The sequence below is a fragment of the Gracilimonas tropica DSM 19535 genome, assembly GCF_000375425.1.
Taxonomy (GTDB): domain Bacteria; phylum Bacteroidota; class Rhodothermia; order Balneolales; family Balneolaceae; genus Gracilimonas; species Gracilimonas tropica.
Genome location: NZ_AQXG01000001.1, coordinates 92,579 through 119,385, shown reverse-complemented (window position 1 = coordinate 119,385; position 26,807 = coordinate 92,579). Strand labels below are relative to the sequence as shown.

The 26,807-nt window shown below is 43.3% G+C and carries 24 protein-coding genes; 14 read left to right on the top strand and 10 right to left on the bottom strand.

Going from position 1 to position 26,807, the window contains the following annotated elements; genetic code table 11:
- Positions 1-66: 66 nt before the first annotated feature.
- Positions 67-810 (bottom strand): RDD family protein, encoded by a 744-nt coding sequence (locus B151_RS0100595; RefSeq protein ID WP_020401640.1) that lies wholly within the window; start codon positions 808-810, stop codon positions 67-69.
- Between the two features lie 146 nt (positions 811-956).
- Here B151_RS0100595 and B151_RS0100590 point away from each other — a divergent pair, with 146 nt between their 5' ends.
- The 6 genes from B151_RS0100590 (at position 957) to B151_RS0100565 (ending at position 7,153) form a co-directional block, all read left to right on the top strand.
- Positions 957-1,937, top strand: coding sequence for a stage II sporulation protein M (locus B151_RS0100590; RefSeq protein ID WP_020401639.1), 981 nt, complete (start codon positions 957-959; stop codon positions 1,935-1,937).
- Entirely contained in the window at positions 1,906-2,730 is an 825-nt protein-coding gene (locus tag B151_RS0100585) for a hypothetical protein (RefSeq protein WP_020401638.1), read from the top strand. Before B151_RS0100590 ends, B151_RS0100585 begins: the two co-directional genes overlap by 32 nt.
- Before the next feature lie 29 nt (positions 2,731-2,759).
- Positions 2,760-3,431 carry a DUF4129 domain-containing protein gene (locus B151_RS0100580; RefSeq protein WP_211207802.1) on the top strand — a complete coding sequence of 224 codons (672 nt, stop codon included), beginning with the start codon at positions 2,760-2,762 and terminating at the stop codon, positions 3,429-3,431.
- Positions 3,432-3,433: 2 nt separating this feature from the next.
- Complete coding sequence (locus tag B151_RS0100575; RefSeq protein ID WP_020401636.1) at positions 3,434-4,636, top strand: DUF4350 domain-containing protein; 1,203 nt, start codon at positions 3,434-3,436, stop codon at positions 4,634-4,636.
- Positions 4,633-5,622: an AAA family ATPase gene (locus B151_RS0100570; RefSeq protein WP_020401635.1), complete on the top strand. Its 990-nt coding sequence runs from the start codon at positions 4,633-4,635 to the stop codon at positions 5,620-5,622. Before B151_RS0100575 ends, B151_RS0100570 begins: the two co-directional genes overlap by 4 nt.
- A 190-nt stretch (positions 5,623-5,812) precedes the next feature.
- Positions 5,813-7,153, top strand: coding sequence for a DUF58 domain-containing protein (locus B151_RS0100565; RefSeq protein ID WP_020401634.1), 1,341 nt, complete (start codon positions 5,813-5,815; stop codon positions 7,151-7,153).
- Here B151_RS0100565 and B151_RS0100560 read toward each other — a convergent pair.
- Complete coding sequence (locus tag B151_RS0100560) at positions 7,150-8,208, bottom strand: hypothetical protein (RefSeq protein WP_020401633.1); 1,059 nt, start codon at positions 8,206-8,208, stop codon at positions 7,150-7,152. The two genes, B151_RS0100565 and B151_RS0100560, sit on opposite strands and share 4 nt — an antisense overlap.
- Before the next feature lie 49 nt (positions 8,209-8,257).
- Entirely contained in the window at positions 8,258-9,193 is a 936-nt protein-coding gene (locus B151_RS0100555; RefSeq protein WP_169332169.1) for a BF3164 family lipoprotein, read from the bottom strand.
- A 256-nt stretch (positions 9,194-9,449) separates the two neighbouring features.
- Between B151_RS0100555 and B151_RS0100550 the strand changes: the two genes are divergently transcribed.
- A complete protein-coding gene (locus B151_RS0100550; RefSeq protein WP_020401631.1) occupies positions 9,450-10,367 on the top strand; it encodes a hypothetical protein in 918 nt (305 codons plus the stop codon).
- On the opposite strand, the gene B151_RS0100545 is transcribed toward B151_RS0100550, so the two are convergent.
- Positions 10,364-12,151, bottom strand: a complete 1,788-nt coding sequence (locus B151_RS0100545) for an ABC transporter ATP-binding protein (protein WP_020401630.1) — start codon at positions 12,149-12,151, stop codon at positions 10,364-10,366. The two genes, B151_RS0100550 and B151_RS0100545, sit on opposite strands and share 4 nt — an antisense overlap.
- A gap of 128 nt (positions 12,152-12,279) precedes the next feature.
- Between B151_RS0100545 and B151_RS0100540 the strand changes: the two genes are divergently transcribed.
- The 6 genes from B151_RS0100540 (at position 12,280) to B151_RS0100515 (ending at position 19,316) form a co-directional block, all read left to right on the top strand.
- Entirely contained in the window at positions 12,280-12,777 is a 498-nt protein-coding gene (locus B151_RS0100540) for an NfeD family protein (RefSeq protein ID WP_026166392.1), read from the top strand.
- A 12-nt stretch (positions 12,778-12,789) separates the two neighbouring features.
- Positions 12,790-13,728, top strand: a complete 939-nt coding sequence (locus tag B151_RS0100535; protein ID WP_020401628.1) for an SPFH domain-containing protein — start codon at positions 12,790-12,792, stop codon at positions 13,726-13,728.
- 15 nt (positions 13,729-13,743) lie between these two features.
- Positions 13,744-14,682: an SPFH domain-containing protein gene (locus B151_RS0100530; RefSeq protein ID WP_020401627.1), complete on the top strand. Its 939-nt coding sequence runs from the start codon at positions 13,744-13,746 to the stop codon at positions 14,680-14,682.
- A gap of 128 nt (positions 14,683-14,810) precedes the next feature.
- Positions 14,811-15,473 (top strand): hypothetical protein, encoded by a 663-nt coding sequence (locus tag B151_RS0100525; protein WP_020401626.1) that lies wholly within the window; start codon positions 14,811-14,813, stop codon positions 15,471-15,473.
- Positions 15,474-15,707: 234 nt separating this feature from the next.
- Entirely contained in the window at positions 15,708-18,119 is a 2,412-nt protein-coding gene (locus tag B151_RS0100520) for an endonuclease MutS2 (RefSeq protein WP_020401625.1), read from the top strand.
- A 126-nt stretch (positions 18,120-18,245) separates the two neighbouring features.
- Positions 18,246-19,316 (top strand): hypothetical protein, encoded by a 1,071-nt coding sequence (locus B151_RS0100515; protein WP_020401624.1) that lies wholly within the window; start codon positions 18,246-18,248, stop codon positions 19,314-19,316.
- Positions 19,317-19,376: 60 nt separating this feature from the next.
- On the opposite strand, the gene B151_RS0100510 is transcribed toward B151_RS0100515, so the two are convergent.
- The 4 genes from B151_RS0100510 to B151_RS0100495 all read right to left on the bottom strand — a co-directional run bounded on the left by B151_RS0100510 (position 19,377) and on the right by B151_RS0100495 (position 23,620).
- A complete protein-coding gene (locus tag B151_RS0100510; RefSeq protein WP_020401623.1) occupies positions 19,377-20,438 on the bottom strand; it encodes an imelysin family protein in 1,062 nt (353 codons plus the stop codon).
- A complete protein-coding gene (locus B151_RS0100505; protein ID WP_020401622.1) occupies positions 20,435-21,850 on the bottom strand; it encodes a di-heme oxidoreductase family protein in 1,416 nt (471 codons plus the stop codon). The genes B151_RS0100510 and B151_RS0100505 overlap by 4 nt, the downstream gene beginning before the upstream one ends.
- Before the next feature lie 68 nt (positions 21,851-21,918).
- Complete coding sequence (locus B151_RS0100500; RefSeq protein ID WP_020401621.1) at positions 21,919-23,097, bottom strand: imelysin family protein; 1,179 nt, start codon at positions 23,095-23,097, stop codon at positions 21,919-21,921.
- Between the two features lie 82 nt (positions 23,098-23,179).
- Positions 23,180-23,620 (bottom strand): SRPBCC family protein, encoded by a 441-nt coding sequence (locus B151_RS0100495; RefSeq protein ID WP_020401620.1) that lies wholly within the window; start codon positions 23,618-23,620, stop codon positions 23,180-23,182.
- A 127-nt stretch (positions 23,621-23,747) separates the two neighbouring features.
- Between B151_RS0100495 and B151_RS0100490 the strand changes: the two genes are divergently transcribed.
- Entirely contained in the window at positions 23,748-24,932 is a 1,185-nt protein-coding gene (locus tag B151_RS0100490) for a hypothetical protein (RefSeq protein WP_020401619.1), read from the top strand.
- A gap of 15 nt (positions 24,933-24,947) precedes the next feature.
- Here B151_RS0100490 and B151_RS0100485 read toward each other — a convergent pair whose 3' ends face one another.
- Positions 24,948-25,385, bottom strand: a complete 438-nt coding sequence (locus B151_RS0100485) for a hypothetical protein (RefSeq protein ID WP_026166389.1) — start codon at positions 25,383-25,385, stop codon at positions 24,948-24,950.
- Positions 25,386-25,393: 8 nt separating this feature from the next.
- A complete protein-coding gene (hemL, locus tag B151_RS0100480; protein ID WP_020401617.1) occupies positions 25,394-26,686 on the bottom strand; it encodes a glutamate-1-semialdehyde 2,1-aminomutase in 1,293 nt (430 codons plus the stop codon).
- Positions 26,687-26,807 lie beyond the last annotated feature (121 nt).

Here is a 26,807-nt window from a genome sequence, read left to right as displayed (position 1 = left end):
AACAGTTTTTCAATCACTTCAAAATTGAATGTTCTCCTGTTCAATATTCGATATTAAACCCGCGGTTCATTTCCCATGAATGGCATTGTAGTCCTTGATTACCGTCTCCAAAAACTCCTCCCCTTTCATTCCGTGATCTGAAATTCCGAGACGATCTTCGATTTTTTTGCGGGTTCTTTGGAGCATCAGGAACCAATTATCGTATTCGTAGTGACTGCGGGAATCCAACACTTCTTTGATAATCCTTATATCCTTATCGGTCAGTTCAGCTACCTGTTGAAATCTTGGTTCGTAGGCATCCGATACCTGAGCAAACAGCGTGTTATCCAGCTTCACTTTCTTGCGTTCTTTGATCACGCAGGTCTTACCCAAAATATCTCCAATGCGCTGCCCTTTTCCATTCATGATGATAGCTACAAAAGCCAACACTCCACTCGTCATCGTAATCTCAACCAACCGAAATAGCCACCTTACCAAGTATCCACTTAAAGTAGCCCGGGTTCCATCTATCTTCACTACCCGGATTCCTACAATCTTTTTCCCCAAACTGTATCCATTAGAGACCACTTCAGAAACCAAATGATAAAGCATCAAAGGGAGCACCAGCACTACAAACAAGACCCAGATGGAACTCGCCATATCTTGAGTAGATGAATTCCCAAGGTCCGTTGCATATCCCCAAATCCATATCACTACAAAATAATACACCCCCATAAAAAAGGCATCCAGGAAAAAAGCCAGGATACGCTCGCCCACACCAGCCGGCTCATAACTAATTTTCACATGTTGGGTGGTTTCTATTCCGACCATCTTGAGATTTATGATTGACGATTGATCACTTTAGATTTATAGGAAATCGGTTCAGGCTGAATGGATTGTATTTACTATCTTGAGCCGTCAACGAACGAGCATGAAGTTATGCGCATCCGACTTAAAATAAAAACCGGTTCACACCAATGAGGGAAGTCGCTTTTTTACGAAAAAATGCCGATAAGTGGAAGGAGATCGAGCAATTGCTTAACGATTCCTCTTCTGACGATCCCGATAAACTGGCGGACCTCTACATCGAATTGAGTGCCGATCTTGCCTATGCACAAGCGAACTATCCGGGGAGTAAAACCAAAGAATATCTGAATCAGCTTTCGGTGGCCGTTCATACTGAAATTTATAAATCCCGAAAAGAAGATCGTCGTCGGCTCATCACCTTTTGGACACAGGAATTACCCGAATTATTTGGCTCCAAACAGAAGGAATTGCTGTACAGCCTCATCGTTTTTATGCTCGCTATTAGCATTGGAGTTCTATCGTCCGTAAACGACCCCTCTTTTGTACGATTGATCATGGGCGATGCTTACGTCAACATGACCATCAGCAATATTGAAAAAGGCGATCCCCTTGCTGTTTACAAAAAAGCCGAAGAGCTGGAAATGTTTTTTGCGATCACGATCAATAATGTCAAGGTATCTTTTTTTGCTTTTACAAGCGGACTTTTAACTTCCATCGGTACCGGCGTAATCTTGCTTCAAAATGGAGTAATGGTGGGTGCTTTTCTGCATTTCTTCGCTGAATATGGATTGATCGGCGAAGCCCTGCGCGTGATCTTCATTCACGGTGCACTTGAGCTTTCTGCCATTGTTATTGCCGGAGCCGCAGGATTTGTAATAGGAAACGGAATCTTATTTCCGGGAACGTACACACGCCGTCGCTCTTTCATCAAAGCCGGTAAGGAGGGCCTGAAAATGATCATTGGCTTAGTTCCTATTTTTATAACCGCTGGACTGCTCGAGTCTTTCGTAACCCGCTATACCCAAATGCCGCTTTGGTTGAGTTTGTGCATAATCTTCGGTTCTTTCGCTTTCATTCTGTATTATTTCGTCTGGTTGCCAATCACCTTAAAAAATAAAAATGAACGACTTCGTACTTCAAAAATATCGTGACCTCGGTGGAATTTTAACTGATTCTTTTCAATACATTCGTATCTATTGGAAAAGCCTTGGGAAAGCGCTGTTATTGCTGGTTCTGCCATTTTACCTGGTATCGGGTATTTTAGTCGGAGATGCCTATTCCGGTTTTTTCACGGCCGTCATGGAGAACCCAAATGCCGATCCCGGCACTCTATTCACCGCCAATTTTCTGTTTGGGATGTTGTTGCTGGCTTTCTCATCCGGAGCACTTTTGACGGCCAGTTTAACCCACGTTCAGGTAGCCAGAGATCATGCTGAAGTGCAGCTCTCCCAGATCACAGACCGATTTGGGGCTAACTTCTTCAAACTGTTCCTGATCTATATCATCATCATCATCGCGATCTTCTTTTCAGCCTTCCTGTTTCTGATCCCTGCGATCTATATTGGAGTGAAATTGTTCCTGGCACCGGCCACATCGATTCTTGAAGACCTCAACCCCATTGATGCCATCAGTCGATCCTGGAACCTAACGCAAGGACACTGGTGGTTTACTTTCGGTGTTTATTTGGTAATGAACATCATCTCCACCTTTATGTCCTATATCCTCATTATACCTTTGTCCATCGTTATCAGTTTTATGGGCATAATGGGAGCTGATGCAGAGTCATCGATGATGTCTGCCATGGGAGTCTTTTATGGCTTAGTGATTGTCATAGCTTCTTTGTTTTCGGTGCTCATGCTCATAGCCATGTGCCTGCATTATTTCAACCTGGTGGAACGCAAAGAAGGTACCGGACTCCGACAGCAGATTGAGGAATTGGGGTGATTCGAACGGTTATTTTACTTTTTCTTGGAATGATTCCCTTGCTCGCTTCAGGGCAGGATAAGTCCCATGCATTACCCTCTGACTCCAGCGAAATATCTGTCCGCACTGTGGATGAGGATGCTTTTCGCTCACTTACTTCCGAAAGGGAATTTGAGTATAACGAACCTCCAAAAAATCCCGCTTCCCTTTGGAGCCGAATACGTGCCTGGCTATTCCAATTGCTTGGCAGCATCTTTCAAAGTAAATGGGCTTCCGTTTTTATCCGGATTGCCTTCATCGGCATATTTGCTGCGGTTTTGATTGCCATCATCAATCAAATACTTGGCGGTAAATTAACAACCTCTTTTACCGGGAAGAAAACAGCCGATGATTTTTCGCTCAATATCTCCGAGGAAGTTCTCCATCAAAAAAACTACGATGAATTGCTCCGTAAAGCGGTTGATTCGAATAACTTCAAAGATGCCGTTCGGATTTTATACCTGAAAGCATTACGCGAACTTTCACAGGCCGACCTCATTCTCTGGAAGGCCGATAAAACCAACAGCGATTATTTGAGGGAGCTATCAGGTCACCCGGCAAAATCAACCTTCACCCGACTCACCTTTTTTTACGAATATGTGGAATATGGAGATTTTCGGATTGATGAGGTTGGATTCAATAAGTTTTGGGAGATCTATCAAAATCTGGAGGTTAAAAACTGAGCGTGCTCAACAAAGAACGCACATATTATTATATCCTCGCATTTGTAGTTGGGATTTTCCTGATCGTTCAGATCTTCAAGCCCAAGCCGCTGGACTGGACCGAAAGCTTTTCTGCAGATAGCAAAATTCCTTATGGCGAATTTTTACTCCACGAATATCTGCCTTCCCTTTTTCCAAATCAGGATATCACCGAAAACCGGGCTCCCATTTTTGATTATGCCGACACCCTGAATCCCCAAAAGAACTGGATCTTCATCAACAAAAGCTTCGGTCTCGACGAATTTGAAACAGAGATCTTATTTTCACAGGTACGGCAAGGGACAAATATTTTTATTGCTGCAAGAACCTATCAAAATGTATTCAAAGACACGCTCGATATTGGCACCACTTTCAATAATCCATTATTGGGAGGCGGATCTATTCTCACTGAGGATACCACTCATATCAATTTTACCAACCCAGCTCTCAGATCAGAGAATGGATATCCATACCGGCAAAGCACCACCCAAACCTATTTCTCCAATATTGATACCACGCTGAATCCCGTTGAGCTTGGGTATAATGAGGACGGCCATACTACTTTTTTGAAAATCCCTTTTGGGGAAGGAGCAATTTTTCTGCATTCCAACCCCACTCTTTTTACGAATTATTTTGTCCGGGATGAATTGGGAGCTGAGTATGCCGCCAAAGCTTTTTCTTATCTCCCCGATCAGCCGGTGATTTGGGATGAATATTACAAGGATGTGAATCGCCGTGGTGGAAATATGATGCGATATGTGGTTTCTGAAAAGCATCTGCGTTGGGTCTGGATCTTAACTGTTACGGGAGTGATCCTGTTTATGATCTTTAGGGCCAAACGCAAGCAGCGGGTCATCCCTGAAATCACTCCCCCTAAGAATTCAAGTATTGAGTTTGCTAAAACCATTGGAGACCTCTACCGGGAGAAAGGCGATCACAAACTCATAGCCGACAAAAAAATCCGTTTCTTTTTTGATTACATTCGAAGTCATTTAAGCCTTGATACAGAAGAACAAAATGAACAGTTAAGGCAGGATATTTCACAACGCTCCGGCATCGATAAAACCGAAATTGAAGCTTTGTTCGATATTATTGAGTTGACTTCAAGCAAAGATAAAATCACCGCTAAAGAACTGAAAATATTAACTGATCGTATCGATCAATTTTATAACCAAAGTGAACGATGAGCACTGAAGAAAATCAGCAACCTTTTGAAAATCGTACCGATCTTTCCGGAGTCGAAAAACTTGTAGATGCCATTCGTGGCGAGATCGGAAAAGTGATCGTAGGCCAGCACGAAATGGTGGATTTACTGATCGCTGCACTTCTTGCCAATGGTCACGTTTTAATAGAAGGCGTGCCTGGAACGGCCAAAACGCTCACCACCAAATTACTTGCCCAAACCATTGATTCGGATTTTTCGCGCATTCAGTTTACTCCCGATTTGATGCCGGCCGACGTTACCGGAACTTCGGTTTTCAATCCAAAAACCACCAATTTCGATTTCAAACAGGGACCGGTTTTCTCCAACATCGTTCTCATTGATGAGATCAATCGTTCACCCGCCAAAACACAGGCTGCGCTGTTCGAGGTGATGGAAGAACGGCAGGTCACCGTGGATGGTAAAACCTACCCTATGGATGCCCCGTTCATGGTGGTAGCTACACAAAACCCAATTGAACACGAAGGTACGTATCGGCTCCCGGAAGCTCAGCTCGACCGTTTTCTGTTTCGGATTGATGTCCCTTACCCTTCTTTGGATGAGGAAATAGAGATCATTGCCGGAAGCTATAAACGAAAGAATAAGCTTAATATAAGTGATCTGGCTAAGGTAGTTTCAGCTAAAGACATTCAGGATCAACAGGACGTTGTATCGGGAATTCACGTTGAACCCGAGTTGATGAAATACATTGCAGAGATCATCCAAAGCACCCGAAACAGCAGTTCGGTTTCCATCGGTGCTTCGCCGAGAGCGTCTGTTTTTGTGATGAGAGCATCCCAGGCAAGAGCCGCCATGAAAGGGCGGGATTTCATCACTCCCGAAGATGTGAAAGAAGTCATAAATCCCGTTTTACGGCACCGAATCACCTTAACCCCCGAACGTGAAATGGAAGGTATGAAACCAGATCAGGTAATACAGATGATATTGGAAAAAGTGGAAGTACCGAGGTGAGAATTATCAATCAAAAAACTATAAATGCATCGAAATTAATCCTCCCTTAAAGGAGGTGCCGGACTGAACGAATGTGAGGTCGGTCGGAGGGTGTTTGTAGTAAATGCCACGAAGATTTGGCACCAACACCCATCCCGGCTAAAGCCGTACTTCCCTTAAGGGAAGACTTCTCTGAATCGACAAAAAATCTATGAATCCCATAAAAATCCTAAAGCAAATACATCTCAGCAACCTGTTTTTCCAGGGGTTGGCCGGGATTGCCTTGGCATTTTTAGTGGGATATTTCGTACCGATTGTCGGACCATTTGCAGAATTAATGCTTTTGGCTTTTGCGGTGATATTTGTGATCGACTTGCTGCTACTTTTTTCAAAGAGCGAGCCATTTTCCGGGAATCGGATCATCCCAAAACGACTTTCCAATGGTGATGAAAACAGCATTCAGCTCAACCTGAAAAACCGGTATTTGTTTTCCATCAAGGCCGAGATTATCGATGAAATTCCGCATCAGTTTCAGCTTCGGGATTTTGGATTTTGGGGAGAATTCGCTGCGGGCGAAGAAAAGATCTTTGGCTATGAATTACGTCCCACCCAACGCGGTGAATACGATTTCGGGAACATCAATCTTTTTACCCAAAGCCGATTGGGATTGGTTCGCCGAAAACTATCACTACAGGCTCAGGAAACCATTCCGGTGTATCCGTCTTTTATTCAGATGCGCAAGTTTGAGATGTATGCCATTTCCAATCGACTCACCGATATTGGGGTGAAGAAGATCCGCAGAGTGGGACATACGATGGAATTTGATCAGATCAAGGAATACGTGCGGGGCGATGATGTCCGCTCCATCAATTGGAAAGCAACAGCCCGGACCAATGACCTGATGGTGAATCAATATCAGGATGAGCGATCGCAAAATGTGATCAACGCCATCGACATGGGGCGCGTGATGAAAATGCCGTTTGATGGACTGCACCTGCTCGATTACGCCATCAACACCAGCCTGGTGATTTCGAATATTTCCCTTATTAAAGAAGATAAAGCCGGGTTGATTACCTTCTCTAACAAAGATTCTGTTATCGTAAAACCGGAAAAGAAACGAACGCATATCCAGCGGATTCAGGAAGCATTGTATAACTTGGATACCAATTTTCTGGAATCGGATTATGAGCGGTTGGTCATTTCACTGAAAAAGCACGTCAACCAACGAAGCCTGGTACTGCTTTATACCAATTTTGAAACTTTCTCGTCGATGGAGCGGCAGCTTCCCTATTTACAACGAATTGCTAAAGATCATCTGCTGGTCACCATCTTTTTTGAGAACACGGAAATGAATTCACTGCTCAAAGAAGAAGCAAAAACAACCGGCGATATTTACACCAAAACCATTGCCGAGAAATTTGCTTTTGAAAAGAAACAAATAGTGAAGGCACTAAATCAACGGGGCATTCAAACTATTCTCACACCACCCAAAGAATTATCCGTGAATGCGATTAATAAGTACTTGGAGATGAAGGCACGTGGGTTGATCTAATTGTTCAACATATTTTCCAGTTCTAGATCTCTGACTACTACTTCATAGCCGAAATAAATATAGTTAGTTATGATAAATGCCTTCCCATCCTGATATGTCACATTTGGTTCACTTATATCTTCTGGGAGATCTTTAAGTTCAATCTGCTGCTTCCGCTCAATTTTCAGTTCCCCTTTAACTTCCTCAAAATGATAGACATCAATTCCGAACGGAATTTCTTGATGAATATTTCCACGTGCTACTAAAAAATGATTCCCATTTAACTTCTGTAAATTATTGATATTTGCCGGTATCAACACGCCCGGGCTTGGAAATTCTGGCTTCATAGATACTTCAATGCTTACTTCGTATTCGGTTTCAATAGGTATTCTGCTTTGATAAGCCCCATTCTTAAAGACATAGAAATAAGGAAGTCCTGGAATCCCAACAATAATGTATTCATCTGAAAGGCGAAGGATTCTTGTTTTGATGAAGATATTATTAGCCAGAGACAGAGATTCAAGATAATCCAGCCTCAGATTTTTTAGCGTTATTGCTAAATACTGAACTTCTTCCAAATTTTGGATCGATGAAATAGCCCCAATATTTATTTCTTCTTGTGGATCTTCAACTGATAATAACACCTGTAATGGCATGAGAATCTCCGAATCGTCAACAAAAAATTTAAAGGGGGTACTAACCCCGGAAAACTCAAACCACGGGATTTGGTCATCTACAGATACTTTACCCTCGAGATCAGTACAGATGAGTCGCAAATGGAAACCCATAAAACAAGCTTCATCTTTGGTCTTATCAAAACTATACCCATACAATCGTTCAATTTCCCCAGGCCCTTTCCCACTTCGTATAAGTTTCCCTCTTTGCTGAGATCGTTCAGTATTTAATACCAACGCCTTATAATTTTCCCCATCTTGTGCAATTACTGCTGAGCCATTTTCCGTAAAGAAAATTGCTCCTATATTATCAAAGAAAAAGTCTTGTATGGGATCCGTCTGACCATAAACAGCAACATTGATGTGTAGAAATACCGCAAATATGATTAGTAAAAGTCTCATACCCAATTATAATACTAATAAGATAATATTTCAGAATTGTATCTAAATATTAATCACTTATAGAATCTTTCAATTTCGTGTAATTGATCTGAGTTCCTTTATCTTTGCTCAAGAAACTGTAAACCCCACCCTTCCCATCGGCAGCAATGATATAGGGTTCATGATCTAATCGATAAGCACCCACTAAATTCAAATCCCAATCAAAGACTTGTACCTTGTTCGTTTTTTGCTGTTCAACTTTATCGCGAGGTTTGCCAATGTAAAGCGCATAAATAAAGTCATCATCAGCATCCACCCACAAATAAGATGCTTTTCCTCCATTATCTACGGGCCAGGTACGTCCTCCTTCTGCAACCTCTAATTTCATTTTTGGGACGGGAAATTCTTCCCCTTGTACCCGTTTGATAAGCTTTCCATCTGCTGAATATTTCTCAATGTAGTCCGCATTGAAGGCAAACAAATAAACATGTTCACCTTGGGGATCTGTCACCGAAAAAGAGTACCAAGAAGTCGCAAGGTTGTGCCCTGTAAACTCTTCATTAAAATTGATCTGCTCACCGTGTTGTCCTACGAGTTCTCCATCAGTATTAAATACCTGGAAACGATCCTTAAAGAAAAGTCCTCCTGCCGCAAACCTTCCTTCAGATAATGAATTCATGGTTATCGGCCTTCCTTGAATCCGCATTTGAATATCTTTATTGGTAGCCAACTCAAGGTTTTTTGTGAAAGCGACGAGTTTCATTTGTGCTCCATCAAACACATAAATAAGTGAATCAGTACCAATAAAATCATCGGGCAACTGAAATTCCCCAGGGCCTCGTCCTTCTTCTCCAAAACCTTTTAAATATTCCAATCCAACGTTGTTTTTAATTTTAAAAGCATGAATTGAAGGGGCATTTTGAAAATCATTGATCAATAAAAGATCGTCAACCACCCTCATTTTTCTTGGTTGATAAATATCAGGATATGTTTTCGAAAACTTCACTTTCACATTTTCATAATCAATCTCTTGATCGAAAAATGCTGTTCGAGGGCTTTTATTATTAGAACAGGAAGAAATTAAAAATCCTATACAAAGGATTATGATAGATGTTCGAAATATCTTCATAGAATCTTATAGTTAAAAAGCTTGAACCTAATTCATAGGCACAGCAAATAAAAGAAGAACCAAAATTATTTTTACAATCTGAAACTATTTGCCTGGTTTTTTCGTCTTGGCTTTATAATCAGGTAAAAATATCATGGGACAAAAAAACAGCTATTCTAATTATTCATTTGAAGCGGAAATTGAAGGCAATGTCGACTACGATCCAAACTTCGATCTGGATGAATACATCCGGCAGAAAAGTCAGCCTCAGAATAATGCAGCACTCCAGCCTTCTTTAACTGAAGAACAAGACAACTCACAATTCAAAAATGCGGTGCTCATCTTTATGGTGTTTGCAGCCGCTTTTTTATGGGTAAATGACTGGAGTGTTTCCCAGGCCTGGAATTCCGTTTTTGGCGGAGAAGAAACAGCTGCTACCGCTCCTTCCTTTGAATTTGTAGTGCCTGATATCCCTGAAGTGGATATTCCTGATGTACCCGCTCCGCCGGCACCCGGAGCCGAGTCCGGTTTTGTTGACTATTTAAGAGCACTGGAAGAAGCAGGACTGGCTGATGCTTATTCCAACTCCGGTAACATTGCAATGTATCAAAGCGGTGTCCCCATCGACTACCTTTTGCAAATGGATGAAGCCGGATATTTGGTCGATTTCTCATATTCCGCCATCATCGGCTTATATAATGGAGATGTTACAATCGACTATCTCGACCAACTTAATAATGCCGGTTACCTGGATGAATTCTCTTACTCAGCCATCATTGGATTATACAATGGCGGAGTCACTACCGATTATCTCGACCAACTTGGAAGCGCGGGTTTTTTGGATGAATTTTCTTATTCAGCCATTATTGGCCTTTATAATGGGGACGTAAGCATCAGCTATTTAAATGAACTGAATTCCAATGGCTACCTCGATGATTTTTCCTACTCTGCCATCATTGCCCTCAGTAGTTCAGATGTCCCGGTTAGCTATCTCGATCAACTGCGCGACAATGGTTTACTTGATAATATGAGCTACACGGATATCATTATGGCCTACAACGCGGATAACTAAATCATCCTTTCGGTCTGATCCAGATCTCTGAACTGCAATTCATACAAATGTGAGTACAACCCGGTCTGTTCAATAAGCTCCAAATGGGTTCCTCTCTCCACGATCTCCCCGTTATCCATCACCAAGATTTGATCTGCATGCTGAACCGTGGAAAGCCGATGCGCGATCACAAAAGTAGTTCGGTCTTTCATTAATCTTCCCAATGCTTCCTGCACCTGGGCCTCCGATTCAGAATCTAATGAAGAAGTAGCTTCATCTAACAACAAAATAGCCGGATTTTTTAGGATGGCACGCGCAATGGCCAGCCGTTGACGCTGACCTCCGCTCAATTTTACGCCTTTTTCCCCGATCATTGAATCATATCCATGTTCGGTTTGCAGAATAAATTCGTGAGCATTTGCATCTTTGGCGGCCTGAATGATTTCATCCTCAGTGGCATCCAGTTTTCCGTAGGTGATATTCTCACGAATGGTAGTCCCAAACAAATGCACCTCCTGCGGTACAATAGAAATATGTTCACGCAATGACTTAAAAGTCACATCCTGGATATTCTTGCCATCTACATAAATAGCCCCTTTTTGCGGGTCGTAAAACCGGGGGATCAAATTCAACAATGTCGTTTTTCCGGCACCGCTTGGGCCTACCAAAGCCACCGTTTTACCGGCTTCAACATTGAACGAAATTCCTTTTAGCACATCACTTTTACCTTCGTAACTGAACCAAAGGTTCTTGACCTCAACTTCACCTTCCACCGTTGATAAAACTTCTGCGTTTGGATTATTCTCGATCTCAGGGGTTTCTTCCAGCAGTTCAAAGATCCGCTCTGAAGCTCCTGCTGCCGTGTTTACCGCGGTATATAATCGTGAAGTTTGGCTGATGGATCTCGAAATATTCAGTGCATAGATGATGAATGCCACCAAGTCACCGGCTGTCAGCCGTTCAGCTAAAACCTCTTTTCCACCATACCAAAAAATGATGACCAGCGTACTCATAAACATAATGCCCACTCCCGACCAAAAGAGCTGAGTCAAAACTACTTTTCGCCGTGCCGTAACAAACAATTTCTCAACGGCCGTTTGATATCGTTCGACCTCATAATCTTCTCGCACAAAAGCTTTCACCAAACGCACGGCTCCCAGCGCATCTTCAGCTACGGCTGTGGAATTCGCCAGTTCATCCTGAATGTCTTTGGAAAGATGACGGATCTTTTGGCCAAAATATCGGGTCGCTAACGTCACGAAAGGAACGGTTACAAATATGACTAAACTTAAACGCCAGTTTAGCACAACCATTAGTGAAACGGAGCCAATGAGCGAAAAAGTGATGGTGAGAAGTTGAGGGAGCGAATCGGTTAGAGCGGTTCGGATAGAGCCGACATCGTTGGTGAGGCGGGAGGTAATTTCCCCTAATCGGCGCTCTGCAAAGAACTTGAACCCCAGTCGATGCAGGTGCTCATATACTTTTTTACGAAGATCGGTTATGACCCGCTCTCCCACCCATTCGAGGTGATAATTCCCAAAAAAGGAGAAACCGGCCTGTAACACAAACAATGCAAACAAACCGATAGCCAGCCAGTTCAGCAACTGATTATTTCCTGCTTCAAACACGGCATCCAGTAACTCCCGAAGTCCCAATGGAACCGTAAGCCAGATTCCCGATGCCACCAAAGTTGCCACTGTGGCTACGTAAAACCGAGTTCGATAAGGTTTGCTTAATGCAAAAATCTGCTTCAGCGTTAGCCAAAGCGACTTTATGGATTTCTTCTCTTTTGTTGATTCACTCATTATGACCAAATATACGTTTTCATTGCAGAAAACTTATGCCCGGAAAAATAAATTCGCTACAAACCAAGATTTTTTGCGTTCATTTTCCTATCTATATCGAACATAAATTTAAACCTATCTTATTTATTATGGATGGTGAAATTCTTACGTGGATCTTTTTGATCGGCGGTATTTTGTTGATGGTTCTTGAAGCTGTTTTACCCGGAGGAGTTGCCTTTCTGTTGGGACTTAGCGGTATTGGTGTGGGCATTCTTCGTTATTTTGGTTTTCTGGAAGATCCATTTACTGCAACATTGGTTTGGCTGCTATCTTCAACGGCACTCACTATTGCCATCCGTCCTTTAATTAACAAATATTTTAAAGGGGAATCGTACACTAAGCTGGCCGATGAAGATTATGAAGCCATGGATAAAATCGTGGAAGTTACCGAGCCGATCAACGACCTGACCAACGATGGACGAATTCGCTTTCAGGGAATTTCATGGCAGGCTCGTTCGCTGGAGGGTGAAATTCCGGCCGGGACGCAGGTTCGCATCAAATATCGCGACAACACCACCTGGATCGTAGAACCGGTGGATGAACTCGACGCTCCCCAAACCGGGAATCAACTTAAAGAATCAAACTAATACAATACCATTATGCTCTGGACTACCATACTTATCGTCATCGTTTTATCGTATTTCGTGCTGACACGCCTTTTTCAAATCGTGGAATTTCGGGAAGAAATTATTCAAGAACGGCTGGGTAAATACAAGAAAACCCTCAAGCCCGGTTTCCATTTTTTGATCCCTTTTGTGGATCGCCCGGCTTATGATCAGGAAATGCGCGAGCAGGTTATCGACGTTCCCAGTCAAACTTGTATCACCAAAGATAATATTGAAGTGGCCGTAGACGGACTCGTGTACCTCAAGGTGATGGATTCTTACAAAGCCAGTTATGGCATTTCAAATTATCAGGCGGCAGCGGTGAATCTTGCTCAAACAACCATGCGCTCCGAGATCGGTAAAATGACGCTAGATGACACGTTTTCAGAACGGGATAAGATGAATGAAAACATTGTTCGGGAGATCGACAAAGCCGCCGATCCCTGGGGTATTAAGGTGATGCGCTATGAGATCAAGAATATCAACCCCTCCGGCGAGATCGTAGATACCATGGAACGGCAAATGGAGGCCGAGCGTGAAAAGCGGGCAGAGATCACAACTTCTGAGGGACACCGACAAGCGCGAATTTTTGAATCAGAAGGAGAACAGCGAAGTCAGGTTTTGGTTTCCGAAGCCAATCGTCAGAAGCGCATCAATGAAGCCAAAGGCCGGGCTAAAGAGATCGAATTAATAGCAAATGCAACGGCCAAAGGTATTCGCAGAGTGGCCGAAGCCATCGAAAAACCCGGTGGCGATCTTGCAGTTAAAACGAAGCTGGTAGAACAGTATATCAAGCAATTTGGCAATATCATCAAGAAATCGAATGTATCGGTTTTACCAACAGAAACTGCGAATTTAAAAACCTTTTTTGAAGGCGTGAGTCAGATAAGCGAACACACCAAAGATGCCACTTCTAAAAATCAGACCAAATAACCGGGAGAACGAATTATGGAAATCATGGAAACTATCAGTAAGATCTTATTAGGCCTCTTTTCAATTTATGTGATGTATCAGTTCATCCGTTCGCTTCGGCTGGTACCTAATCAGTTTGCATATATTGTGGAACGCCTTGGAAATTATCACAAAACACTTGGGCCGGGATTTCATGCCCTCATTCCTTTCATCGACAAGGTTGTGTATAAGCAGGATCTTCGGGAAGAAACCATCGAAGTTGAACCCCAGGAATGCTTCACCAAAGACAACGTAAAAGTAGAAGTAGACGGCGTGATCTATCTGAGTGTAGTCGATCCTGTGAACGCAAGTTATGGCATCACCAATTACCGGTATGCTGCCGTGCAACTGGCCCAAACTACGACGCGCTCGGTTCTTGGAAACATGGATCTGGATGAAACTTTTGAAGAACGAGCAGCCATGAGCCGTGAAGTGGTGAAGGTGCTCAGCGAAGTAGAGCAGGTTTGGGGTATTAAAGTACACCGGTACGAAATCAAGAATATCGTAACGCCGCGAACGGTTCAAAAAGCGATGGAACGACAAATGACGGCTGAACGCGATCGCCGTGCCATCATCGCAAAGTCGGAAGGGGTAAAAGGTTCAAAAGTGAATGATGCGGAAGGAATGAAAGCTGAGATCATCAACATTTCAGAAGCGGAGATGCAACGACGAATCAACGAAGCTGAGGGATATGCTGAAGAGATCCTTGCTATTGCTGAAGCCACCGCTAAATCTATCGAAGAAGTGGCCGGCGCACTTTCTCAACCGAAAGGGACCGAAGCCATGCGTCTGCAACTTTCAGAAAAATATCTGGAAACCTTATCCGGATTAGGCCGTGACGAGAACCAGGTAATCCTGCCAAAAGATATTTCCAATTATGAGGCTTTGATGCAGGGTTTGGCACTTGAAGATCTTAAAGCAGATAAAGAGAAGTAACAGTTAGATATTAGCCAATTATTTAATTCCGACGCAGAGCGTCAGGAACGAGCCCAAAAGAAATAACACATCATTGATTACACTCAGAGAGAGTCTCTGTCTATGGTAATCTTTTAAAACTTTGCTCCATGCAACATCGATTTTATCAAAAAACCGAGAAGGAGCAGCGTTTATTTCTTATGAAAGTTGGGGCTGTGCTGGTGCTGATGTCCGCTTTGATCCTGTATATCAGTTACCTTTCCGGATTATATCTGCTGGCCGGTATGATCCCGGTTTTAATCCTTATTGCAGCACCTTTCATTGACCTGCCAATGGGCAAAAAAAGTGGAAGTTTTATCTATCATTCCCCCCTCTTCATAACGGAAAAACCCCGGGATAACAAAATCACAATTCACGGTGGCACCCTTTTCGATTATGTGTTTATCATGGAAAAGAACATGGATGCCAAAACAAGAACACGAATGGTTTTTCTGGGCTATGTAAAAGGTTTACTCAATTTTATTTCCCAATATGAGCACGATGCAAATGAAGATATAACCTTGCGTGGAACCTCTTATATTCTGAATGAACGCACTGCTAAATATTTTGGATTTACTCCCGTCAACACAGACATTGGGCAGCTTATAATTCTTTTATTGAATTATATTCCATTGACGATTTCAAATTCCTTCATCAAAAAAAGGCTCACTTTTCCACGGCTTTCTGATATAAAAACTTATGAAGGAAAACTTTCGGACGTCATAGAGCAAAAGCCAAAATTAATACAATTAAAAGCCCGGCTAGAGAGATAGAGATATATTCTCAAAAATATTTTACCCGCACCACAAAAGTTTCCAACCCTTAACCAAGAGTACATTTAATATTCGTTCCTAAACTCTTTTTTGAGATCGTATCATAGAAAGCTTCTTTTGAGCTAAACCGGAAAATTGACACTTGTGATCTCTAATTTGAACGTTCTCCCTACTTGGGAACGAGTCATCCTACCTTTATCTTTAGGGGTCAGCAATTTCACCCAAAACTTTTAGATGAAGATCTACCCCAAATCCCTTTTAGATAAACTTGGTTACGAACAAATTCGCAGGGCTGCGCTCGAGCTTACTCAGTCGGTTCGCTCCGAAGAATTGCTCGAAACGCTCCAGCCTTCTTCTGATCGCAAAAGAGTAGAATTGCTGACCCGGCAAACAGCAGAAATGCTGGAAATTCTCGCAAACCCTGACCCATTCCCACTATATGAATTTCCGGAGGTCAGGGATTATCTATCGGCATCTAAAGCCGAAGGCAGCCTCATTCCCCTGCCCGCTTTTGTGGATATTTTGAAGATCTGTGCGATCTCCCGAAATGTGAAGAAGTTTTTAAAACACCGATCTGATGAATATCCCCAGCTCACTAAAGTTTCGGAAGGCTTGATTCCCATGAAGGAGTTGGAAAAGCATGTTCGTGAGAAAGTAACCGAGCACGGCGAATTGCGGGATGATGCCAGTCCGGAATTACAATCCATTCGTCGAAAGCTGAATAAGCGAAAAAGTGATCTTCGAGGCACCATCAACCGGGCCATGAGTAAGGCTTCTAAAGATGGAATGACCTCCGATGAAGGACCAACCATTCGTAATGGGCGCATGGTGATTCCCATTCAGGCAGAATTCAAACGCAAGGTACAGGGGTTTGTGCACGATGTTTCTTCCAGTGGACAAACGGTGTATATCGAGCCGGTGGAAGCGCTGAATATGAATAATGAGATCCGCCAGTTTGAAGCCGAAGAACAGCGGGAAATTGAACGTATTCTAAGAGAACTCACCAGGCATGTTCGTCAAAACCGGGAATATATCGATCAAAACACGCTTTATCTCGCTGAAATTGATGTGATCGCCGCTAAAGCGAAGCTTACCCAAAAGCTGGAAGGAGAAATTCCGATCATTGCTGAAAAGAATTACCTGAGCGTCAAGGAAGCCTACAATCCCATTTTGCGACTCAAAAATTTGAGTATCCGTAAAGAAGAGGATCGGGAGAAGATCATTCCCCTCTTTCTGAAAATGGAAGAAGACGAGCGCTGTTTGATGGTCACCGGTCCCAATGCCGGGGGTAAGTCGGTGGCCATGAAAACGGTTGGATTGCTTTCTCTGATGATGCAATCCGGTTTTGGCGTTCCGGCCGATACTACTTCTGAGCTTCCGGTTTTTTCCGGCTTGTTTGTAGATATGGGCGATGATCAATCTATCGAAGATGATTTAAGTACTTTCTCCTCCAGATTGCAGTGGATGCGGGAAACGGTGAAACAATTTGAAGCCGGCTGTTTGGTTTTAATTGATGAAGCCGCGGCCGGAACCGATCCCGAGGAAGGGGGTGCGCTGTTTCAGTCATTTATTAAACGAATGCTGGAGCAGGATTGCAAAGTGATCGTGACTACGCACCACGGGTCTCTCAAGGTATTTGCACATGAGCATCCAATGGCCGTTAATGGCTCAATGGAATTTGATCAGGCGACTCTCTCTCCGACTTATAAATTCAAGAAAGGAATTCCCGGCAGCAGTTACGCTTTTGAGATTGCCCAAAGAATGCAATTGGATGAAAGCGTGCTTAAAAGAGCGAAAGTGATTCTCGGGAAAGCCAAAAATAAAATGGAATCGCTGATCACCGAGCTGGAAACTAAAACTCAACAGGCTGCTGATCTCAAGGAAAAATATACCTCGCTTCAAGCCAAGGCAGAATCGGAGCGGAAAAAATTTGAAAATAAGATCCAGGCTATTGAAAAGGACAAGGAGAAGATTCGCGAGAAGGCACTGAAGGAAGCAAAGGCGATCATGGATTCGGCTAATCAGCGCGTAGAGCGAGCCGTGCAACAGATCGTGGAGCAGAACAAAGCGGATAAGGCGGAGATCAAGGAAATCCGTAAGGATGTGGAAGAGGAGAAAAAAGAGATCGACCGTTCGCTTCAGGAAATTGAGGAGAAAAAGGAAGAGCGCGAGCAAACAACCGACGATCCCCCAAAAGTTAGCGATCACGTTCGGTTCAAAGATGGAAATACCACCGGGGAATTGGTGGAGATCAATGGTAAAAATGCCGTAGTGCAGGCGGGCGGATTGCGACTCAAGACCAAATACAAAAACCTGGTGAAAGTTGAAAAGAAGCCTAAGAAGAAGAAACAGAAAGCACGCTCATCTATTATTGTAGGCGACAGTGATCTGAAAAATGCGATGGTAAAACCCTCCATTGAAGTACGAGGAATGAGAACGCAGGATGCCCTGCATGAAGTCACCCAATACATCGACCGCGCCGTATTTCGAAATATGAATCAGGTGGAGATCATCCACGGTAAAGGCGATGGAATTTTGCGCAGCCAGATTCAGTCGTACCTAAACACGCGCAACGATGTAAAAAGTGTGGAAACGGCTCCCATTGAACGTGGTGGTGCCGGGGTTACAATAGTGGAGTTGAAGTAAGTTAAACCAGTGGTTTCCGCGATGGATCCCAAATCGGCGATTTGGAACGAGAACAATAGTTGAGTGGAATTATTGAATTTTTCTTCTTTTATATTTGGCGAATAGCAATACAATTTTTCGGGTACTATGAAACAAGTAATTTCTCTGCTTCTTTCCCTTTTTCTATGTTCTGTAACAACAAAAGCTCAGGATCATCCAGTTGAGAATCAGGTCTTCGACGAGATCACTCAGCTTGAATTTACGAATGACGGTCGGCCAGTAATTTTTACACAGTCCGGGGATCATCTGGTTCATGTTCTTAACTCAACTACCTTTAAGCCTGAAATCAAACTGGTTCCCAAAGGTCGCGGACCGGGAGAAATCCAAACTCAATATGCCGCATTTCTTGAAAGCAATAATGACAGAGTTTTTTTGATTGGGCCGGACAAGAGAATGATTGGATATAATTTTAGCGGAGAGCTGATCTTTGAAAAATTTATAGAAGTGCTATCACCGGGATTAACGAATCAGAAGAACCCGACCATGTTCATAAAGGATAATTATTTGTTTGTTTCTTCAGGTCATCCTTTGATGAGTTCTGCAAAACCGGATGAATCCATTCCATTTATACAAATGATAGACACTGCCAACACAGAGGTGGTTTATGAGTTCACCATGACCTTAGAGCAATTGGCTTTTGAAGATTTCGATGTGGTAGAAAAAGTCAATTTCCTAAAATTGCAGCCGGAATTGATCATGATCAATGAGCGACTCTCGGTACTTACAATCAACGGATTGCCCTATTTCTATTTTTTCGTAAATGGTGAGTTCGTAAAACGAAAGAAAATTGAAGCTGATTTTGAAGTTGAATACGTCACTTCAACCAAAAAACGATTCGGGGACAATGTAGGAGTTCGAACTCCTTCAAATATTAACAGCATACAGCTCATTGAAGATGACCATTTGTTAATCTCCTATGGCAACATTCATCAGGAGATCCCGGTCGGGTACAGTGTCTTTCGTATTGACCATTCTCCAAAAAGCAGCTTAAATGATGAAATAAAGGTTACCAAAATTACGGATCAGAAGATTACAGGTTTTGAAGATCTTAGCGAACTCAACCTGACTTATCATGCCGGGAAGCTGTTCATTCATAATAATTACGACTGGCTTGCCCACCAAATCTATGTGATCAAACAGGCAGACCTTGGTTTCTAAAATATGCTGCACCGGTTCGCAGGATGTGAAACCGATGATATTTACAGAAAAGTTTCTTCCTTAATCCCCATCATTATCACTGAAAGTATCCAGCAGGCTGAGTTGTGAGATCATATCAACCTCGTTGTAGATGTAGAGCTGCTGTACACTTTCAATCAGTTGCTCAACTGATTGTTTGTTGTTCTGCATGGCTTCTTCCAAACTACCATCCATCCCTTCTATGAGCGAAGAGGCATTATCATATTCAGCATTAATAGACTCAGACAACAAACTACCATTGGCTCCTTTAATGCCGAGGGCATCCAGATAATCATCAAAGCCTTTTCCTTCCCCTCCGTTAAAAGTATTCTGTGCGCTTTTCAGGTTTTCATAGATCAACTCTTTGGAAATATGGGCATATTCCGATTCCAGCATCTGCAACCTCAAAACGCCGCCGGTTTGTTTACCGAAGGGAACTTCGAGTTTGTCCATACGGACCATCTCCAGTAAAAATCCGATCTCATTGGCCATCAGGGTTAGTCCGGAATTAGGACGGTTTCCTGTCGCTTCGATGAATTTTTGTTGATAACCGCCTTCCCATTCATCCAGGATCAGTTCACTATTATTGACCAAAGATTTTGACAACAATTCCAGATACCGTTTGCGGTTTTCATTCTGAAATTCCTGAATGATCAGGTCTTCATTTCCATGAAAAAGCAGATATTCTATAGCCGGAAGCCCCTTTCGGTTACTTCCGATTCTAACCAGGTAATTTTCCGAATTATCATATTCTTGAATTGCGCTTTCAATGCCGCCTTCACTCGTCGGCCAGCGGTCAATGGAACCTGCCAGAGCTTTTTCTTCTACCGGACCAAAATTGTACAATTCTGCTCGTTTCCAGCTAAGGATTGTTTCTTTCCATGCATTTTGAGCCGTAGCTAAAGTTTTAGAATTAGGATTTTCATTCAACCTTTGGACAGAATTCAATAGTGAATCTGTTTTTTGATTGAAGTCCATATATGCCGGAATGATGAGGTTATTCGCTGCATTCTGCAGCATCGCTTTGCGGTCAAAATCTGTAGATGAACAAGCTGTAACAAAGAACAGCAACAAAGAAATAAGCGTAATGGAAAGTTTTCTCATAATGAATTTAAAAAGGTGATCAGGTTTTCGCGTTCGTTTTTGGATAACTGCTTGAATTTATTCCTGGCGGTTTCAGCCTCCCCTCCGTGCCATAAAATAGCTTCTTCCAGGTTGCGGGCACGGCCATCATGCAAAAAGAAAGTATGTCCGCTTACGGTTTGAATCAGCCCAATTCCCCATAAAGGCGGAGTGCGCCATTCGGTTCCGGTGGCCTCACCATCAGGACGTCCATCCGCTAAACCGGGCCCCATATCGTGCAGCAACAGATCCGTGTAGGGGTAAATGGTTTGGCTTGAGAATTCAGGATGTTCAGGATGCTCGCCCGTTTTATGTTTAGGAACATGACAGGACGCACATCCAATTTCGATAAAGGCTTTCTTGCCTTTCAGGACTTGTACATCCTCCCAGTCTCTGCGTGCCGGCACCGCTAACGTTTCGGTGTACAGAGCCAATCTATCGAGAATATCTTGCGATAATTCAGGCTCGCCTCCGCTTGGGGAACGCTTACAATCGGTCTGATTTTCTGCACATAGTTCCTCTGGAAATGCCGCTGAAGTGATGCCGATATCTTCCCGAAGTGCCACCGCCGTTTGCTGACGGACCGAGGGCTCATTGGCCTTCCATCCAAACCTTCCTACCGACATTTTCTCATTGATGTGATCATATACATAATTGATCCGCCCTGAAATCCCATCTCCGTTTTTATCTTCGGGATCGGCCAATTCTTTCAAGCGCTCTTCCGAAATTCCTTCCAGCAATCCCAATCCCACCAAATGCTGTGCAATGCGAGGAGAGATCATCATATCTTTAGAAAACGCGCCATATGCAAGGCTGTCAAATTCATAGGTTGGATTTCGAAGTGAATAGGTTGTACCATCGGGATACTCACCAGGAATCTCTTCGTACCGCACCGTTACATTTCCCTCCGGCGGAACCCCCAATACTGACAAATGATTGAACTGTCCGCCATAATTTTCATCCTTCCGGGTTCCGTTTCCATCTTGTGAAGGTCGGCTCAACCTAAATAAAAGGTCAACCGGTTCTTCATCAATACTTTGAGGAGGCTTGCCTCGCCCATCCAACAAATGGCAGCTTGAGCATGATCGGGCGTTGAATAGCGGACCCAATCCATCAAGATCGGCAGTCGATGCCGGAGCACTCACCCAGTTCCGTTTAAAGAAAGCATTTCCACTTACAAAGAAGAGGTCTTTGTTTCCGGTCAGATTAGGAGCTGCCTCGCCAAACGCATTCACGGATTCATTAAAAACAGTAGCCTCTCCTCCACTGTACTGCTCTCCTTCGACCCGATACTTCGAAAGCGGATCGAACCAACCCTGACTGTAACTGAATATGAATCCTGCTAAAGCCAACAGAATTAAAAAAACGAAGCTTATTTTAGAGGTCCTTCCCATGATTTTGATTAATGATTATTGGGAAATGTTTATCAGGTTGGAATAATTTCAAGCCACACAAACCCCAATCAGACTGCATCAGGATCAACGTTGTAGCCCAATATTGCTGCCGCTTCTGCGATAAGGTCACCTTGTCTACGAAGCGAATTAATGGTTTCCATGATATGTGCCCGCCCATCCTGACTTAAGATCTGTTGATCAAAAGGAGGCTCGATCTCTTTCGTCAATTCTACGCTTTGATTTACCGTTTCCAGGAGCTCTTCTGCCAATTCAGGGTTTTCACCTTTGATGACATCCAATACGCTCGGCCCGGAAACAACCGTTCCGTCGATACGCTCATACTTACCTACCAGCACATTTCGAATGCCAATCGCATTCGTCACAATATCGCGGTGGGTGTTATCACTGAAACATGAATGCTCATCTTCTTTGCTTCGCAGATCCCATGAGACAAACATTCGTTCACCTGCGAGTTCACCTTTGCTAAGCTTTCCAAGACCATTTAAGATCCGGCCCACCGAAGTCCTCACCTGGTCTTCGGAGGTAAAAAATGCACGGTAATTATCTTTGCCTTTTTCCCATTCCTGAACCAGCATTTCCAGGTCATCAGTGATCAGATCTACTGTTTCCATAAGATATTTTGCCCGCCGTTCCTGATTTTTGTGAGTCCCTTCCGAACCGGTTACATAATCCGTGTAAGGCCGGTTCCCACCTCCGGGCCCTTCACTGAGATCTTGTCCCCACAGCAAAAATTCCACTGCATGATAGCCTGAACTTACATTTGTCTCGCTTCCATTTTCATTCAAAGATGCAATCAGTTCCTTGGTGATCTCAGGAAACTCATTCGGGCTGTTGATGATATTTGTGCCCACGGTTTTACCATCACCATTTGGATTCGCTTCTACGTAATCGATATACGATTCATCCAAAGGCCATGCATTGAGTTGACCTTCGGGTCCATTTTCATCATCAATAGGTCCGCCATAGAATCGAAAAGCTTCGGTTTGTCCATAGGTTTCCCGGGCATTTAGCCAGGCTTCTTTAGCGGCTTTCATTGTTTCGGGAGATGGATTTTCTACTAATTCAATAACTGCTTCCTGAAGTTTTTCGGCATCATGGAGCGCATCCTGATAGGTTGCATGCACGATATCCGAATAATTTTCAACTACGGGTTTTAACTCCTGATTGCTGCATCCAAAAAAGAATAGCATGGATAAAATGGAAGCAACGCAAATCAAATTTTTCATAAAAGGTAAGAATGAATAATCTTATTTAGATTCAATACACATAAGATACGCATTTCTTCATCACATCTAAAGTAAAAAGGGTTCAAACCTCTGCTTCGCAGTACCTTTTTGTGGCATCCATATCCTTCTCAATTGCATTTCGCATGAAGCCTTTCATAAACGGGGCAATGATCTTTGGCAAAAACTTGTATGGCCGGGCTTCCATCACCAAAGAAAGCTCGGTTCCGCCCTCCTTCTCTTCCACTTTGAAGATCGAATCCCAAACGGTTCCTCCGGCATCTGATATCAGGCGGATGTGTTCATTCTCTACCAATTCTGTGACTTCCAGTACCGTCGAAGCTTCCCGTCCATTCATATCACGGGTTTCTTTATATTTAGTACCTACTCCGTATTGCTGCTCCGAAAGAAATTCTACGTTTTTGATCTCAGGAATGACTTTAGAGAAATTCCGAATGTCGGCAACAATTTCAAAAACCTGTTCTTTAGGAGCTTCTATTTTTTTGTTTATCGTGATGTAGCTCATAGGTTTAGTTTATTTTTGGGTTGATTTCAATTTAGCAGAAAGCCCCGGAAGGGCAAATACTATTATTTCATTAACGCTTCATAAATAATCGCTTTATTTCAAGCAACCGCTCGCAATCGGAGGCATTATGAAAAAGAAAAAGAGATTTTGGTCCTACCTTAAAACGCTTCTTTTGTTTGGCTCACTGATAATTGGCATTGCGTTATCGGGCATTGCTGCTTTAAATATGAAGCTTCCATCATCTTCCAGTCATCCCGATCGACTTTCTGAATCTGAGCAGCATCTTCTTTCCGAAATAACCCATTTGCGAACCTCAATTGGAGCCGAGATTTGGCCGGGATGGAGTGAACCTGAAATCCCAATCGTGCTTTTTAATGAATCGCACGTTTTTTTCGAAGGAACCCATAACGCAGCCCTTAGCATAGGCTGGACCCGAATTCCGTATAAATCCACATTTGGTTCGTCTTGGTATTTAATGAATGGTGAAATTGATTACTACCGTCAGGCCTTGCCCGAGAATGGAGAAACGCCGGAAGCTTTTGTCGTTCAGGTTGGAGACCGGTTTGCCGCCAGTATGACGACCAAGGAATGGACGAAAATCAGCCTGGTGCAAATGATCAAAAATGATCTCCCCGGATTCCTAAAACCTGTTTTTCCTTATCAGTTATTTATCTGGCAATTTGACAGCGACCGACATATAGCGAGTGTACTTCATGAATCTTTTCATGCGTTTCAGGCCCTGCAGAATTATGAACGGTTCGAAAATGCTGAAAAATTTAACAGTTTGTACGATTTGTATCCATGGAGCAACTCCGACTTTCGTCAATTTTGGGTTGATGAGCGACATTTGTTAGCCAAAGCCATCAATGAACCAAATGAAGAAAAAGCAAAATCTTTGGTCATGGACTGGCTTTCGGTTCGTGAAATTCGGAGAGCATCTCTGAGTGAAAAACTCATTTTATATGAAAAAGAGCGAGAGTGGCTGGAAGGTTTGGCGAAGTATGCCGAAATCAAAAGTTGGCAATTAGCTGCTGACAATGAGGAGTATATTCCGTTAGCTGAGATGAAAGAAGATCCGGATTTCAATTTTTATCGGGATGGAGAAAAAAACTATCACAAGGAACTTAGGCAGCTAAAAAGTGATCTTGGTTTTAGTGAATCCATCTTTTATTACAGCGGATGGGCTCAGGCTGAATTATTGGATCGTTTTTATCCCAATTGGAAAGAAACAGCCCTGCAATCTGATGTTTACCTGGAAGACCTTCTCCTCCAACAATGCGTTCCGCTTGACTGCGGCATCACGCTTAAATAGATTGCTTAAAACGATCTATATTCCAGAAAGCAGTTGCTCAATATTCCGGATTTTGTAATTTCGGTCTAAGGAATACACCGTTCCATCTGTCTCAATATGCCTATAAATTTTGAGGGCGCGATTAAAAAAGATGACCGTTTCTGAATCTATTTCAGAATCTTTTGCATGCAACTTACTCATCTCAAAAAAGAGATCTGCGATGTATTCCAGGTTTTCATGGTTGATGGCCGGATCTTCTCCCAATTTTTGAATCATCTCCTCCGCATCCATTTCAAGCAAAGCATCGATATCTAATTCAAGATGCTCGGTCAGTGCCTGATTTACTATTTCGATCGCATCCTGAGATTGCTTGCTTCCCTTTAATCCAAGTACAACAGCGATCACCCGTTCCAGCGCTTGCGTGAGCTGGTAGATCTGCCGCATGATATAATCGTTTTGGTTTAGGATAAGCATGCCATTTGTTAGGATTTGATCTCCTTGATAGTTTCCTCAAAAGCCGTCAGCGTATTGGTGATATCATCCGCCGTCAGTGCGTTGCTTAAAAAGAAGGCCTCAAATGGAGAAGGTGGCAAATGGACTCCACGATCCAACATACCATGGAAGATCTTGCCAAATAGTTCTTTGTCGGTGCGATTGGCATCATCAAACGTCTCTACCGGACCTTCACAATAAAACACACCCACCATTGAGCCAACGCGGTTTATGGTGTGGGGAATGTTATGATCGCTGAGGATCTGTCCGATGCCGTTTGCCAGCACCGAAGATTTTTTCTCCAATTCGTCATACACTTCGGGGTTATCCTTCAGCTTTTTCAACAGCGTATAGCCGGCTGCCATCGCCAATGGATTTCCGGATAAGGTTCCTGCTTGATAGACTGGTCCGGTGGGCGCTACATAATCCATGATCTCTTCTTTCCCACCATACGCGCCAACGGGCAAGCCCGCTCCGATGATCTTACCATAGGTTACCATATCCGCAGTCACACCGTAAACTTTTTGGGCACCCTGGAAATCAACCCGAAATCCGGTCATTACTTCATCAAAAATGAGGACGATGTTGTGTTCATTACAAAGCTCGCGCAGTCCTTCCAGAAATCCTTTTTTGGGAGGTATGCACCCCATATTTCCCGCAATCGGTTCCAGGATGATGGCAGCCACGTCCTCTTTGTTGGCTTCCACCAATTTCTTTACGGAATCCAAGTCATTGTACTTGGCGTTAAGCGTGTCTTTGGCCGTTCCTTCGGTTACCCCCGGACTGCTCGGTTCACCCATGGTCAACGCCCCGCTTCCGGCTTCGATCAAAAAGGAATCCCCATGTCCATGATAATTTCCTTTGAATTTGATGATCTTGTTCTTGCCGGTATATCCACGGGCAACACGGATGACGCTCATAGTTGCTTCGGTTCCGGAATTCACCATGCGGACTTTATCCACGCCGGGCACTGAACTGGTGATCAGCTCAGCCATCTCTACTTCCAGTTTAGTCGGTGCTCCAAACGAGGTTGAATTTGCGGCCGTTTCCTGTACGGCTTTGATCACATTCGGCTCGGCATGCCCTAGCAGCATCGGTCCCCATGAGCTTATGTAATCGATGTATTTATTACCATCCTCATCCCACAAATAGGCTCCGTTGGCTTTCGTAATAAAAAGCGGTGTTCCGCCTACACTGTTAAAGGCCCGAACCGGAGAGTTCACTCCACCGGGAATGACTTTAGAAGCGCGTTCAAATAATTCTTTGCTTTTTGGGGTTTCCATATTGTTACTTTCTCAATTAACAAAATTCGTTTTATTCCTTCGCATATTCCATCACCGTAGGGGCAATTCATGAATTGCCCCTACGGTGATGAATTTTTATTGGGCTCCTCACGCGATTTAC